Origin of the sequence: Aeromonas sp. BIGb0445, assembly GCF_024809075.1 — a bacterium.
Classification (GTDB): domain Bacteria; phylum Pseudomonadota; class Gammaproteobacteria; order Enterobacterales; family Aeromonadaceae; genus Aeromonas; species Aeromonas rivuli.
Map to the genome: position 1 here is coordinate 691242 of NZ_JANUES010000001.1, position 14176 is coordinate 705417.

Consider the following 14176-nt stretch of genomic DNA (forward strand, 5'->3'; position numbering starts at 1 on the left):
AAACGAACCCTATCTTCAGCCACTTGAGGGGGCTAATAGGGATGATTTTAATAAATTTGTGTAAATAAATCAGAATACTAAGCTTGGTTTTCCCCGATTTTTAATAAAGTGTCCGACAGGCATCTGACACGACAAGTGCAGAGAAGGGTGAGGTAATCCGATTGGCTATTTTCAATGCGGTGATGAGGCATAAAGACAATCGAGATAATGGGGTATCACCAGTCGGTGACTATCTTTAACCGATGATAAAAAACGCGGCAGCCCAAGGGCTGCCGTGTTTTTCATTTGGTCCGGCCATGGTCCCTGTCAGCAGACTCCTTGCGCCAACATGGCGTCGGCGACCTTGACGAAGCCGGCGATATTGGCGCCGCTTTCGTAGTTCACATGGTCGTCATCCTGGCCCTGTCCATGTTGGCCATAGCGTACACAGGTGGCGTGGATGCTGGTCATGATCCCCTTGAGGCGCGCATCGACCTCGTCCCGGCTCCAGCCGAGGCGCTGGGCGTTCTGGCTCATCTCCAGACCCGAAGTGGCCACGCCCCCCGCGTTGGCCGCCTTGCCCGGGGCAAACAGTACCCTGGCCTCATGGAAGAGCTGAATGGCGGCAGCGCTGCTTGGCATGTTGGCGCCCTCCGCCACCAGCTGCACGCCGTTGGTGATGAGGGTTGCGGCATCCTCTTCCCCCAACTCGTTCTGGGTGGCGCAGGGCAGGGCGACCTGAGTCGGCAAGTGCCAGGGGGAGCGGCCGGTGAAGAACTCCAGCCCCAGCTCGTGGGCGTAATCGGCGACCCGCTTGCGCTGCTCGTTCTTGAGCGCCATCAGGCGGGCCAGTTTCTCGGGGGTGAAGCCGTCGGGATCAAAGACGGTGCCGCCGGAGTCAGAGGCGGTGATGACCCGGGCGCCGAGTGCCATCGCCTTCTCGATGGCGTATTGCGCCACGTTGCCGGAACCCGATACCGAGACCGTCATGCCTGCCAGGGATTGTCCACGATTGGCCAGCATGGCTTGGGCGAAGTAGAGCAGGCCGTAGCCGGTGGCTTCCGGGCGAATGAGGCTGCCGCCAAAGGAGAGTCCCTTGCCGGTGAAGACGCACTCGGCGCTGTTGGTGAGCTTCTTCATCATGCCCGCCATGTAGCTCACCTCGCGCCCGCCCACCCCGATGTCACCGGCTGGCACATCGGTGTTGGCGCCCAGGTGGCGATAGAGTTCCAGCATCAGCGCCTGGCAAAAACGCATCACTTCTCCCTCGCTCTTGCCCTTGGGATCGAAATCACTGCCGCCCTTGCCGCCGCCCATGGGTAGGGTGGTGAGGGCATTCTTGAAGGTCTGCTCGAAGGCGAGGAACTTGAGCACCGAGAGATCCACCGAGGGGTGGAAGCGCATGCCCCCCTTGAAGGGGCCGATGGCCGAGTTGTGCTGGATACGATAACCACGGTTGACCCGCACCTGACCCCGATCATCCACCCAACTCACTCGAAACTGGATCAGGCGCTCCGGCTCTACCAGCCGCTCCAACAGGCCGTGCTGCAAATAGTGGGGGTGACGTTCGATGAAGGGCCAGATGGAGGCAACCACCTCACTCACGGCTTGGATGAACTCGGGTTGGTGGGGGTTGCGGTTGGCCAGCTGGGCCAGGAAATCCGTCTGGGAAAGGGAATGGCTCATCGGTAACTCCTGTATGGGATGATGAAATAGGCGTCTGTCAGAAAGCGAGTCAGGCCCCGCATGAAAGGTTATTTTTTAATTGGTAGTCAGTGCGGGTAAATATTCGAATCCACGGCCTGTTTTAAAAATAATATTTTATTTAGGCCCGAAGCCACGGCGATCGTGGCGCTTGCAGCAAGATAATTCGCGTGAACGAGAATCTTTTTATGCATTTTTGATTAATAAATAGCAAGTTTTTGTTGGTGCCAAGTGACACAGGGGCAAGCTGGCTGCATAGCCAGTGAATGCGTCTCGTGCGAGGAGTGCGGGCAAGGTCGTCGGCCTGCACCGCGTCTTGATGTGCCCATTGTTGGCCGCACTCTGTGTTCCGCTGAATGTGGGAGTGGGTGCTTGTGCCGTTGTGGGCCTCATATCGGGCCTTGCGATCGCGTTATTGGGGAGGGCGGGGGAGAAGTATCCGGCGAATGGATCGGGGCAATATGCTACTGTAGCGGCGCTTTTTTGAAGAATGCGCAGGCTTTGACCCTTTTGAAGACGCTTTTTTGCAGATGCTTTTTGTAGATGGAACAGTATGCAGACTAACCCGATGACATGGCTGACTCAGCCGACAACCCTCCTCAACCCCATATTCTCGCAGGTGACCCATGCTGGCTGATGAATCCATGCGCCTGAACAAATACATCAGCGAGAGCGGCATCTGCTCCCGTCGTGAGGCCGATCGCTTCATCGAGCAGGGCCAGGTCTTCATCAATGGCAAGCGGGCCGGGATCGGCGATCAGGTGTTTGCCGGGGATCGGGTCTTGGTCAACGGTCAGGTGATCGAGGCGCGAGAAGCCGACAGCCTGGTGTTCATCGTGCTCAACAAGCCGGTGGGCATCGTCTCCACCACGGAGGCGGGGGAGAAGGACAACATCGTCGACTTCGTCAACCACAGCACCCGTATCTTCCCCATCGGCCGACTCGACAAGGACTCCCAGGGGCTCATCTTCCTGACCAACCACGGGGATCTGGTCAACAAGATCCTGCGGGCGGGCAACGATCACGAGAAAGAGTACTTGGTGACCGTCGACAAGCCGGTGACCGATGAGTTCATCCGCGGCATGGGCGCCGGGGTGCCGATCCTCGGTGCCATCACCAAGAAGTGCAAGGTGAAGCGCGAGGCCCCCTTCGTGTTCCGCATCACCCTAGTGCAGGGGCTCAATCGCCAGATCCGCCGCATGTGCGAGCACTTCGGTTTCGAGGTCACCAAGCTAGAACGCATCCGCATCATGAACGTCAGCCTCAAGGGGCTGCCGGTGGGGGAGTGGCGCGATCTCACCGACGATGAGCTGATCGAGCTGTTCAAGCTGATTGAAGACTCCTCCTCCGAGGTGAAACCGGCCAAGGGGGAGAAGCCCAAGACCCCAGCGGCACAAAGCGCCAAACCGGCCCAGGGCAAGAAGCCGCGCCGGGACGATAACCACGAGATTGGCGGCCGTCCCAACGTGCCGGGCCCCTCGGCGTTTGAGAACAAGAGCCCAGCGGGCAAGGGCGGTGCAGGCAAGGTCGCGGCCGGTAAAGGCGCCGCTGGCAAGGGCGCTCCGGTCAAGGGGGGCAAGCCTGCCACTGCGGGCAAACCGCGCACCAACCAGGGTGGACGGCAGAAGAAGGGGCGCTAAGCTCGCCCCTCATCCCATAGTGATCCCTCCCAATACACCGGCCTCAGGCCGGTGTATTGCTATGGGCGGGCAGCGGGGCCGGGGCATCACTCTCGGGCACTGCGGGTACTGCGGGCAGTCGCATCGCGCTCGGGTAGTGCAAGGGGTTGAGGCGCAGCACCAGCAGGCTCATCAGCGCCAATCCGCCGAGCTGCCACTGCCAGGCGGCGGCGAAGTCACCGCTCAAGTGGTGCAGGCGCGCCGCCACCCAGGGGCCGGTGGCTGCCAAGATGAAGCCAAATCCCTGCATCAGGGCGCTCAGGCTACCGGCGCGTCTGGGGTCTGGCAGGTGATCCAGCGCTATCACCATGATGAGGGAGAAGCTGCCGCCGAGCCCTGCGCCGCACAGCAGGCACCAGAGGATGGGGGCGGCCTCCGGGGCGAGCCAGAGGCCGCCAAATCCCGCGACCTGCAACAAGATGGCGAGCCCCATCCAGGGGCGCCTGTCCAGCTTGCGCGCCGCCAGCAGCGGCAGGCCGAGGCCGCTCAGGGTCTGGGCCAGCGCCAGCCAGGCCACCAGTTCTCCCCCTTGCTGGGCACTCAGGCCCTGCGCCATGTAGGCCGGTGCCAGCCAGGCCACGACGATGCCATAGCCGCTGTTGATGATGCCAAAGCAGCCGATCAGCAGCCAGCTGCGGGGCAGGCCTATCAATCGCGGCTCCCCCCGTGGTGGCAGGGCCTTGGCCACCACAGGTAATCGTACCCGCCAGCCGAGCCAGATCAGCGCCAGCAGCACCGGCAGGCTCCACAGGGCGAGCACCCGCGACCAGTCCAGCTGGCTCGCGAGTTGGGGGCTGAGGATGGCGCCCAGCGCCCCGCCCCCCATCATGCAGGCAGAAAAAATCCCCATCACCAGCGGGACCCGCTGGGCGAAGGCCCCCTTGATGAGGCCGGGCAACACCCCCTGCACCAGGGCCGAGCCGAGGCCACAGAGGGCGGCGCTGGCGATGAGCAGGGCGCCACTGCTCAAATCGAAGCGCAGGGCGCTGCCGAGTGCCAGCAACAGCAACGCCGTGGCCAGCAGCTGGTGCGGGCTGGCCAGGCGCAGCAGGGCCGGAGTGAACAGCACACCGACCCCGATCAGCAGCAGTGGCAGCAGGGTCACCCAGGCGAGGTTGTCCATGCCGAGCGCGAGACGCCCGTCGATCCGCTCCGTCAGCGGGCCGATGGCGGTGAGGAAGGGGCGCAGGTTGATGCCAATCAGCATCACCAGCACCAGCAGGGCACCGCGGCCTTCCTGAATAGATGGCTTACTCATCGGCGTCAGGGCCGTAGAGGACGGCGGCACTGATGGGGCTCGGCAACTTGATGAGCGGTAGCGGCGGGGGCGACAGGGGGATCCTCAGCCGGGCGTAGCTGGCGGCGCTGTCAAAGCCGAAGGGGGCCGCATCCTGATTGTCGAAGGCGTAGTAGACGGCGCTGATGCCGTTCATCACCAACGCACAGAGGCACATGGGGCAGGGGTGGCCGCTGGCGTAGATCACGGCGCCCTTGAGGGCGCCATGTTGGCTGGCTTCGCGCAGCGCTTCGAGTTCGGCATGGCGGGTGGGATCCCCGGCCAGGTGCATCAGATTGACGGCGCTGGCCAGCCGTTGACCATCGCGTACCAGCAGGGCCGCGAAGGGGCGCCCCCCCTGGCGTCGGTGATCAAGGGCAAGTTCGACCGTTTGTACCAGCCAGGCTTGATGGGTCGCCAGGGAGCCATCGGGTGTGGAAGTGTCAGTCATATGGAGTGGCCGCTTGTGGAGTCTGGTGACAGGCTAGCCGCTCGCGCTATTATGGGGAAATTAAATGATTCAATGCCAATCAGTAATTTTTCAAATGGAGTCACCCATGCTGGATCCCCAATTGCTGCGCAGCTTCGTTGCCATCGTCGATACCGGCAGTTTCACCCGCGCCGGTGAACGGGTTCATCTGACCCAATCCACCATCAGCCAGCAGATGCGGCGACTCGAGACTCAACTCGGTTGCGCCTTGTTGGACAGGCGCGGCGGTCAGGTCACGGCGACAGCTCAGGGGGAGACCCTGCTTGGCACGGCGCGGCGCATCCTGAATCTGCTCGCCCAGGCGGAGCAACAGGTGGCAGAGGCGAGCCAGCAGCTCACGCTGGGAGTGCCGGAAGATTTTGCCGCAGGCGCCATGACCCGGGTGTTGGCCCGCTTCGCTCGGGACTATCCCCAGGTGCGGCTCGAGGTGATGAGCGGACTCAGCCATGAGCTGTGGCAACGCTTTGCCGCAGGGGAGCTGGATCTGGCGCTGGTCAAGCAGAGGCGGGGCCAGGGCCAACCCAGGGCAATCTGGCCCGAACCGATCGCCTGGGTCGACAGCCGCGACTGGCCTGCGGCAGGACGGGATCCCCTGCCGTTGGTGGCCTTTCCAAGCGCAGGACTCTATCGCGACGAGATGACGGCGGCGCTGGACGCCATGGGGCTGCGCTGGCGCATCGCCTATGTCAGTGCCAGCCTGGCCAGCTTGCAGGGGGCGGTGAGCGCCGGGATCGGGGTCAGTTTGTTACCCCAGCGGCTGTTGCAGGAGGGGCAGGTTAGCCTGAGTGACTGGCCCGCCCTCGCCCCGGTCGAGCTGGCCCTGCATGTGAGCCGTGAGCGGGGCGAGCCCCTGGCCCGGCTCGCCGAGGCCCTGATCACCCTGTGCGATGAGGTGATGACTGTGGATGACCGGCATTGAGGCTCAGGCGAGTTGTTGACGCGGCACCACGGCGAGCCAGATCTCCATCTCGCCGATGCCGTTGATGCCATCAAACTGCGGGGAATAGCGCTCGAAATCGGGTTTATGGGCTGATTGATATTGAGACGCTGCCAGCCAGGCCAGCGCCTCTTGCCAGCGGGCAGGCAGGGTGCTGACATGGCCCTGATGGCAGAATACCGCGTAGGTCTGGGCCTCGATCCGCATCCGCCCCAGCCCCGCGGGCAGCGCCGCCAGGCAGGCCACTTCCAGGGCGCACATATATTCGAAACGGCTGTCATCGCCCCCGCACATCACCCCGTAGGCATATTCACCGAGTTGGCCGGGCAGGGGCCAGAGCTGACCGGCATCCCGCCATTGGCGCCCAATGTCTGCACTGGCTGCGTCGTGCTGACGGCGCAGGCCGCCGAGCAACATAGGACGGCCTTGTTCGAAACGCTGGGGTTGGCTCATGCTGCGCTTCCTCGACGGGAATGGGGGCGGTCTCGGGCTAAAACCGTCTTGGGATTAGTGCTCGGCCCCTGCGGCCAGCTTGCGCTCATAGTCCTGACGGACGATGGCGAGCGCCGCCAGGGCCAGGGCGGGGGCTATCTTGTTGGTTTCCAGCAGCTCGATGAGATCGACGGCGAGCTGCACCTCTGCGGGGGCATTTTCCAGGGACATCTTGGTTTCTCGAATAGAAGGGACCCGCCATTATACAGCCCGGAGCGACGGATACACGCCCCGCTGGCCGGGGCGCATGCGGTCACATGTGCTGACGCATCTCCTTGTCGAGCTCTTCGCGCAGGGCCATCAGCTTCTTGGCGTACTGCTGCAAGCGTAGATCCTGCTCGCTCACCGGCTGCCACTGGGGCACGGGGCTCGGCTTGCCGTGCTCGTCCATGGCCACGAAGATGATGATGCAGTGGGTGGTCTTGTGGCGAGCCGGGTCGGTGGGGTGGCGGCTATAGACATCCACGGCCAGGTGCATGCTGGTGGTACCTGTGTGGATCACCTTGGCATGGACCTCGACCAGCTGGCCTATCTGGATGGGACGCAAAAAGCGAATGCCCCCCACATAGACGGTGACGGCATAGCCGCCACACCAGCCGGCGGCGCAGGCGTAGCCGGCCTGATCGATCCACTTCATCACCATGCCGCCATGGACTTTGCCACCGAAGTTGACGTCGGCGGGCTCGGCGAGAAATTGCAGGGTCAGTTCACGGGCACTCATGGCACTTCCTTCTGGGGTCGAATGGGGGCAAGAGCTGCAGATAACGATGATCCTGCCCGGGGTAGTGATGTCACTGACGATAGCTTTGTCGGTACTGCTCGGCCTGCTGGCAGGCCGGTATTTGGCCAAAGTTCGGGCGTTTGTTTCCCTCACGCTGCCCGAAGCTGGCAAAGGTCTGCGTACAGTTGGCGGCCTTGCCGCCTTGCTCCTCACATGCCTTGATGCGTTGGGCCTTACCTTCGTCGATCAATGCCTGCTGGGCGTTGAGACAGGCTCTGTCCAGCTGACTCTGCTGGGCTTCCCTGTCTTCCAGTGCGGCTAGCAGACCGGTTGAGAGGCTGCCACCCAGCAGCAGTATGGCGAGCTTCATAATGTGCGTCTTCATGACTTGTCTCCAGCAGAGGGCCGTCCCCATATGACCAGGGCGATGCCCCCCAAGATGGCTATGGATGACAATAACAGCCGCATTGACCATGACTCATCCAACCAGATGAGCCCGCCGAGGGCGGCGAGCAGAGGCACCAGCAGCTGGACGCTGGCGGCCAGGGTGCGGCCCAGCTGGGGCAGCACCCGATACCAGAGTGCATAGCCGAGCCCGGAGGCCAGCGCCCCCGAGGCCAGGGCGTAGCCGATGGCCAGCGGGCTGGCCTCAAGGTGCCCCAGCCACAGGTAGAGCAGGGCCGCCGGCAGACTGGCGCGCAGGAAGTGGCCGGCGTTGGCGGCGAGGGGATCGGCAAAGCGCGGCGCGCGCAGGGTGTAGCAGGCCCAGGCGATGCCGGCGGCTATCATCAAAGCCGCCCCCAGAGGATCCGGCGCCGTGATGCCGGGCAGCAGTAGCAGGATCAGTCCCGCCATGGCGAGCAGCAAGCCGGCCCACTGGCGAGGGGGCAGGCGTTCACCGCGCAGCAGGGGCGGGGCCAGCATGCTGAGCTGCACGGCGGCAAACAGCAGCAGGGCGCCGGTGCCCGTGGTCAGGGTCAGGTAGGCAAAAGAGAAGGCCGCGCCATAGCCGATGAGGGCCAGGGCGCCCCCCCAGTCCCCCTGGCGGGGCTGTGGGGGACGACGGAGCGCACAGAGCAGCAGCAACATCAGGGCGCCGCTGGTCAGGCGCAGCAGGGTGAACAGCGCCGGATCCATCCGCTCGTCGAACAGGGCAAGGCGGCAGAGCAGCGAATTGGCTGCGAACGCCATCAGCGTCAACAGGGTCAGCAGCAGCAGGCGTGGCAGTGGCATTTATTCACCTTGAGTTCAGTGGACGCGACCCAGCATGGATCACTATGCAACGAGGAGGGCCTATGAAACAAATACTCGATCAACTGCTGGGCAGCGGCAAGAGCTGGCTGAACGATGGCGGTGACAGCCGCAAGGCGCAGATGAAGGGCATGGCGCAAGGTGGCCTGGCCGCCGGGGCCATGGCCTTGTTGCTGGGTAACAAGAAGATCCGCAAATATGGCGGCAAGGTGGCGGCGGTGGGCGGCGCGGCGGCCCTCGGCGGCCTCGCCTACAAGCTCTATCAGGATTGGCAGGCCCAGCAGGGCGGGGCTGCGCAACCGACCCAGCCACTGGACAGCCTGCAAGGCCAGGCGCTGGATGCCCGCGCCACCTTGCTGGTGCGCGCCATGGTGGCGGCGGCCAGGGCTGACGGTCACATCGACGACGCCGAGCGCCAGAAGATCCAGCAGTATCTGACCGAGCAGGGTCAGAGCGATGCGGCGCGCTGGATTGACGCCGAACTGGCGCGCCCCCTCGACCCGCAAGCGCTGGCACGGGAAGTGACCGACATGGAGCAGGCCACCGAGGTCTACCTCGCCTCCCTGCTCACCATAGAGGCGGATCACTTCATGGAGCGCGGCTATCTGGACGAGCTGGCGAGGGCCCTCAAGCTCGATGCCAACCTCAAGGGCAGCATAGAGCGACAGGTGGCCCAGCTGGGAGCCCCGAGCTGACCGTTGGCAAATAGCGGGATAGTCGATAACGCCCCAATCACGGGGCGTTATGTTTTGTGCTTGCCTGGCGGCACTGCCCATCTGGGATGCGATTGACCCTTTTTGTTGTGGCTGACTCCCCCTATGATTGGCCTTTCTCCAGAGATCGCAGGGGATGAAAGTGTCACTCACCGGCAAGGAGCCATCATTGGAAATACGCAAGGCAACCGCGCGCGATATCGACGCCCTCGCGGAACTGAATCGGCAAATATGCGTGATGCACTTTGAACATGTCCCCGAGGTGTTTTGTGGCCCCTCTGCTGAGGACCGCGACTTTCTGCTCGCCGCCATCGGCAGCGAAGAGCGGCTGTTTTGTGTGGCGGTGGAGCATGCTCAGGTGCTGGGGTTTCTGGTGGCAAGAATTGACATCAATGAAGCCATTCCCTTTCTCAGCAAGCTCCCCATCTGTCGTATCACCACAGTGGTGGTCGATGAGCAGCACAGATCCGGCGGCATCGGCAAGGCATTGATCGCCCATTGCGATCAATGGGCCAAGGCCCAGGATGCGAGCCAAATCCGGCTGGAGGTGATGTCCTTCAACGACAGGGCCAGGTCGTTTTATGAATCCCTGGGTTTCACCCGTCAGTCCGAAATTTACGCCCGATAAGCGCTCCTCCCCTCAGGAGACAAGGCCCCGTCATGGGGCCTTGTTATGTCCGGCTTTCATGGCGACCGAGCTGTTGGTGGATCAGCGCCGCCAACCGGGTGAGGGCCGCTTCCAGCTCAGGGCGCCAGGGATGGGAGCTGTTGAGGCGCAGGCAGTGGTTGTGCTGGCCCTGGCTCGAGAACAGCGCCCCCGGCGCCAGCGAGAAACCGCAGGCCAGCGCCTGGGCATGCAGCGCCCGGCTGTCGAGCCGAGCATCAAATTCCAGCCAGAGGAAGTAACCGCCATCCGGGGTGGAGATGCGCACCTCCTCCTGGAAGAGGCGCAGCAGGGCCGCCCGCATCTGCTGCTGGCGCTGGGCCAGGGTGTGGCGCAGGCGGCGAAAGTGGGCATCCACCCCGCCCTGGCGCAGCATGTCGGCCAGCGCCAGCTGGCTCGGCACATTGGTCGACAGGGTCGACATCAGTTGCAGCCGCTGGATGCGCTCGGCATGGGGCCCCGCCACCACCCAGCCGACCCGAAAGCCCGGCGCCAGACACTTGGTCCAGGAGCCGCACAGCAGGCTGTCGCCCCGGGCGTCCCAGAGCTTGATGGGCCTGGGGCGCTCGCGGCCAACATAGAGCTCGGCGTAGACGTCGTCCTCCACCAGGGGCACCTCATGGCGGTTGAGCAGTTGCATCAGCCCCTGCTTGTGGCCATCCGGCATGGTGTGGCCGAGGGGGTGCTGGACGTTGCCCATCAGCCAGCACGCCTTGATGGGGCGCTGGGCGAGCGCCTCGGCCAGCAGGGCGAGATCGATGCCGACCCCGGGGATCACCGGGATCTCCACCACCTTGAGCTGCAAGCGCTCTATGGCCTGCAGGGCGCCGTAGAAGGTGGGGGATTCCACCACCACCCAGTCCCCCGGCTCAGTCAACACCTGCAGGCTCAGGGAGAGCGCCTCCATGGCCCCTGTGGTGATGATGATCTCCTGAGGGTCCACCGCCAGGCCGTCGCTGGCGTAACGCTGGGCGATGGCGCGGCGCAGCGCCTCGTTGCCGGGGGGCAGGTCGGCCACAGTGCTGAAGGGGTCGAGGCGGCGCATGCAGCTGGCCAGGGCCCGGCCGAGCTGGGGATGAGGGAAGAGGGCGGGATCCGCCACCGCCATGCCAAGGGGCACCAGCGCCCGGGACTTGCTCGCCTGCAACACCTCGAACACCAGATCGTTGATATCCACCGAGCCTGTGTAGTGCGCCTGTTGCGGGGCGCAGGCTCGCAGCGGGGAGGTGGCGGCCTTGACGTAGTAGCCGGACTGGGGCCGCGCCAGAATGAGGCCACGGCTTTCGAGCAGCTGGTAGGCCTGCAGCACCGTCATGGGGCTGAGGGTGTGGGTCTTGCAACTCTGGCGAATGGAGGGAATGCGCTCCCCCGGCTGCCAGAGGCCGGTCTCTATTTGTTGTTGCAGCAGGGCTGCCAGCTGGCCGTAACGGGACATGGTGTGCCCTAACTGTTATAGGTGTATTTCACTATAACTGCATCTGTTATAGGTGTCATAGGGCGTGTTGTACTTAACGGGCGAAAAGCTGTCTGTTAAATGCAACATAGAGAGTCCTGCATGATTAACCTGGATGATGTGGTAAGCCTGTCCCGATTGCAGTTCGGGGCCACGGCCATGTTTCACTTCCTGTTTGTGCCCCTCACCCTGGGGTTGTCCTGGATCCTGGTGATCGCCGAATCCGCCTACGTGATGACCGGCAAGGTGATCTACAAGGACATCACCCGTTTCTGGGGCAAGCTGTTTGGCATCAACTTCGTCATGGGGGTGACCACGGGGATCACCCTGGAGTTTCAATTCGGCACCAACTGGGCCTACTACTCCCACTATGTCGGCGACATCTTCGGCGCCCCCTTGGCGGTGGAAGGGCTGATGGCCTTCTTCCTGGAGTCCACCCTGGTGGGCCTGTTCTTCTTCGGCTGGGACAGGCTCTCCCGTGGTCAGCACCTGATGGTGACCATGCTGGTTGCGCTCGGCTCCAACCTCTCCGCCCTCTGGATCCTCATCGCCAACGGCTGGATGCAGAACCCGGTCGGTGCCGAGTTCAACCCCATGACGATGCGCATGGAGCTAACCGATGTGACCGCCGTGCTGTTCAACCCGGTGGCCCAGGTCAAGTTCGTGCACACTGTGGCGGCGGGTTACGTGGCGGCTTCCCTGTTCGTGATGGGGATCAGCAGCTGGTATCTGCTGCGCACCATGGAGGTGCGCTTCGCCCTGCGCTCCTTTGCCATCGCCTCCGGTTTTGGCCTGGCCGCCATCCTCTCGGTTATCGTGCTCGGGGATGAGTCCGGTTATCGCACTGGCGAGGTGCAGAAGGTCAAACTCGCCGCCATCGAGGCGGAGTGGGAGACCGAGCCCGCCCCGGCCGCCTTCACCCTGTTCGGCTGGCCCGATCAAAGCGCCGAGACCACCCACGGGGCCGTCAAGATCCCCTATCTGATGGGCATCATCGCCACCCGCTCCCTGGATGAGCAGGTGACCGGCATCAAAGATCTCAAGGCCGAGCACGAGGTGCGCATCCGCAGCGGCATGCGGGCCTATGGCGCCCTTGAGGCGCTGCGCCAGGATGGTGGCAATGGAGCCGCCCGCGCCACCTTCGAGCAGCATCGCCAGGATCTCGGCTACGGTCTGCTGCTCACCCCTCATGCCAAGGACATAGCCAAGGCGGACGAAGGGGCCATCGCGCGGGCGGTGGAGGACTCCGTGCCCCAGGTAGCACCGCTGTTCTGGAGCTTCCGGCTGATGGTGGGCATCGGGGTGGTGTTGCTCGGGCTCTTTGCCGCCGCCTTCCTGCAACTGTGTAGAGGTCGGTTGGTGCAGTCGCCGCGTCTGCTTAAGGCGCTGTTCTGGTGCATTCCGCTGCCCTGGGTCGCCATCGAGGCGGGCTGGTTCGTGGCCGAGTTTGGCCGCCAGCCCTGGACCATCAGCGAGGTGTTGCCGGTGTCGGCCTCGGTCTCCTTGCTGCAGCCGGGCCAGATCTGGTTCAGCCTCATCTCCATCAGCCTCATCTACACCAGCTTGCTGGTGGTGGAGCTGTTCTTGTTGCGTCATGTGATCCGCAAAGGGCCCGCCAGCCTGCAGACGGGTCGTTATCAAGGTGAAGTGTTGCAAAACGGGAGTGCGCTCTGATGGATTACGAAACCCTGAAAGTGATCTGGTGGGGTCTGGTGCTGTTCCTGCTCATCGGCTTCGTGGTGATGGATGGCTTCGATCTGGGGGTGGGCCTGCTGCTGCCCATCGTCGGCAAGAGCGATGAGGAGCGGCGGGTGCTGCTCAACAGCGTGGGCCCGGTGTGGGAGGGTAACCAGGTGTGGCTCATCGCCGGGGCCGGCACCCTGTTCGCCGCCTGGCCCCTGGTCTATGCCGCCGCCTTCTCGGCGCTCTACGTGCCCTTCATGTTCCTGCTGTTCGGCCTCTTCCTGCGCCCGGTGGGCTTTGACTATCGCAGCAAGCTGGAATCGGCCCAGTGGCGCCGCTGGTGGGACAGGGCCCTGGTGACCGGCGCCCTGCTGCCGACCCTGGTGTTTGGCGCGACGCTGGGCTTCCTGTTGCAAGGCTTGCCGTTTCGCTTCGACTCGGCCCTTCGCATCCACTACGGCGTTTTCGATTTTAACTGGCCGCTGCTGCTGACCTGCATGGGCACGGCGCTGGCCCTGCTGATGCTGCATGGCGCCAGCTTCCTGCAGTGCAAGACCCAGGGGGTGATCGCCGAGCGCTGCGCCCGCCAGAGCCTCTGGCTCGGGCCCCTGGCCAGCGGCCTGTTTGCCCTCGGCGGCCTCTGGCTCAGCCAGATGCGGGGATACCAGATTGCGGAGATTGGCGATCTCAACGGCGCCCTGACGCCGCTGATGAAGCAGGTGACGACGGCGCCGGATGGCTGGCTTGGCAACTTCGTGGCGCACCCGGTGCTCTGGGCTGTGCCTGCCTTGGGCCTGCTGCTGCCGTTGATGAGTACCTTGGCAAGCCACCTCGGCAGAGCGCGGCTGGCGATCATGGCCAGCGGCGGCGCCTGCGCCACCATGATGCTGACCATCGCCATCGCCCTGTTCCCCTTTGTGCTGCCCTCGTCGCTGGATCCGTCGAGCAGCCTGACCCTGTGGGATGGCACCTCCAGCGAGGGCACCCTGCTCATCATGCTGGGGATAGTGGGGGTGCTGATGCCCATCAACATCGGTTACACCCTCTGGGTCTACCGGGTGGTGCGCGGCAAGGTCAGCACGGATCAGGTGCGCCAGCACGGTCACAGCCTCTACTAACCGTCTTCACCTCAAG

The 14176-nt window shown here is 63.7% G+C and carries 15 protein-coding genes; 6 read left to right on the plus strand and 9 right to left on the minus strand.

All coding sequences use genetic code 11. From position 1 onward, the window contains the following. Positions 1-306: 306 nt before the first annotated feature. Positions 307-1665, minus strand: a complete 1359-nt coding sequence (gdhA, locus tag M2367_RS03165; RefSeq protein WP_259235747.1) for an NADP-specific glutamate dehydrogenase — start codon at positions 1663-1665, stop codon at positions 307-309. 644 nt (positions 1666-2309) lie between these two features. Here gdhA and rluF point away from each other — a divergent pair. After that, complete coding sequence (gene rluF, locus M2367_RS03170; RefSeq protein WP_259235748.1) at positions 2310-3323, plus strand: 23S rRNA pseudouridine(2604) synthase RluF; 1014 nt, start codon at positions 2310-2312, stop codon at positions 3321-3323. A 43-nt stretch (positions 3324-3366) separates the two neighbouring features. Here the strand turns inward: rluF and M2367_RS03175 are convergent, their stop codons facing one another. Both M2367_RS03175 and M2367_RS03180 read right to left on the minus strand, forming a co-directional pair. Continuing rightward, positions 3367-4620 (minus strand): MFS transporter, encoded by a 1254-nt coding sequence (locus M2367_RS03175; protein WP_259235749.1) that lies wholly within the window; start codon positions 4618-4620, stop codon positions 3367-3369. Beyond that, positions 4613-5089, minus strand: coding sequence for a nucleoside deaminase (locus tag M2367_RS03180; protein WP_259235750.1), 477 nt, complete (start codon positions 5087-5089; stop codon positions 4613-4615). The genes M2367_RS03175 and M2367_RS03180 overlap by 8 nt, the downstream gene beginning before the upstream one ends. 106 nt (positions 5090-5195) lie before the next feature. On the opposite strand from M2367_RS03180, the gene M2367_RS03185 reads away from it, so the two are divergent. Further along, positions 5196-6047: a LysR family transcriptional regulator gene (locus M2367_RS03185; protein ID WP_042043411.1), complete on the plus strand. Its 852-nt coding sequence runs from the start codon at positions 5196-5198 to the stop codon at positions 6045-6047. 3 nt (positions 6048-6050) lie between these two features. Here the strand turns inward: M2367_RS03185 and M2367_RS03190 are convergent, their stop codons facing one another. The 5 genes from M2367_RS03190 to M2367_RS03210 form a co-directional block, all read right to left on the minus strand. After that, positions 6051-6518 (minus strand): GyrI-like domain-containing protein, encoded by a 468-nt coding sequence (locus M2367_RS03190; protein ID WP_259235751.1) that lies wholly within the window; start codon positions 6516-6518, stop codon positions 6051-6053. Between the two features lie 54 nt (positions 6519-6572). After that, positions 6573-6728, minus strand: a complete 156-nt coding sequence (gene rsmS / locus M2367_RS03195) for a pleiotropic regulatory protein RsmS (protein WP_005899803.1) — start codon at positions 6726-6728, stop codon at positions 6573-6575. 82 nt (positions 6729-6810) lie between these two features. After that, positions 6811-7278, minus strand: a complete 468-nt coding sequence (locus M2367_RS03200; RefSeq protein WP_042043416.1) for an acyl-CoA thioesterase — start codon at positions 7276-7278, stop codon at positions 6811-6813. Between the two features lie 70 nt (positions 7279-7348). Beyond that, the gene (locus tag M2367_RS03205; protein WP_157014071.1) at positions 7349-7663 is read right to left on the minus strand and encodes a hypothetical protein; all 315 of its coding nucleotides are present in this window, start codon (positions 7661-7663) and stop codon (positions 7349-7351) included. Next, positions 7660-8511 carry a DMT family transporter gene (locus M2367_RS03210; protein WP_259235752.1) on the minus strand — a complete coding sequence of 284 codons (852 nt, stop codon included), beginning with the start codon at positions 8509-8511 and terminating at the stop codon, positions 7660-7662. Before M2367_RS03210 ends, M2367_RS03205 begins: the two co-directional genes overlap by 4 nt. Positions 8512-8573: 62 nt before the next feature. Here M2367_RS03210 and M2367_RS03215 point away from each other — a divergent pair, with 62 nt between their 5' ends. Further along, complete coding sequence (locus tag M2367_RS03215; RefSeq protein ID WP_224430768.1) at positions 8574-9224, plus strand: tellurite resistance TerB family protein; 651 nt, start codon at positions 8574-8576, stop codon at positions 9222-9224. Between the two features lie 187 nt (positions 9225-9411). After that, positions 9412-9870 (plus strand): GNAT family N-acetyltransferase, encoded by a 459-nt coding sequence (locus M2367_RS03220; protein ID WP_259235847.1) that lies wholly within the window; start codon positions 9412-9414, stop codon positions 9868-9870. Positions 9871-9913: 43 nt separating this feature from the next. Here M2367_RS03220 and M2367_RS03225 read toward each other — a convergent pair whose 3' ends face one another. Continuing rightward, complete coding sequence (locus tag M2367_RS03225; protein ID WP_259235753.1) at positions 9914-11341, minus strand: PLP-dependent aminotransferase family protein; 1428 nt, start codon at positions 11339-11341, stop codon at positions 9914-9916. Positions 11342-11461: 120 nt separating this feature from the next. Between M2367_RS03225 and M2367_RS03230 the strand changes: the two genes are divergently transcribed. Both M2367_RS03230 and cydB read left to right on the plus strand, forming a co-directional pair. Continuing rightward, a complete protein-coding gene (locus M2367_RS03230) occupies positions 11462-13033 on the plus strand; it encodes a cytochrome ubiquinol oxidase subunit I (protein ID WP_259235754.1) in 1572 nt (523 codons plus the stop codon). After that, the gene (cydB, locus tag M2367_RS03235) at positions 13033-14160 is read left to right on the plus strand and encodes a cytochrome d ubiquinol oxidase subunit II (RefSeq protein WP_259235755.1); all 1128 of its coding nucleotides are present in this window, start codon (positions 13033-13035) and stop codon (positions 14158-14160) included. The genes M2367_RS03230 and cydB overlap by 1 nt, the downstream gene beginning before the upstream one ends. Positions 14161-14176 lie beyond the last annotated feature (16 nt).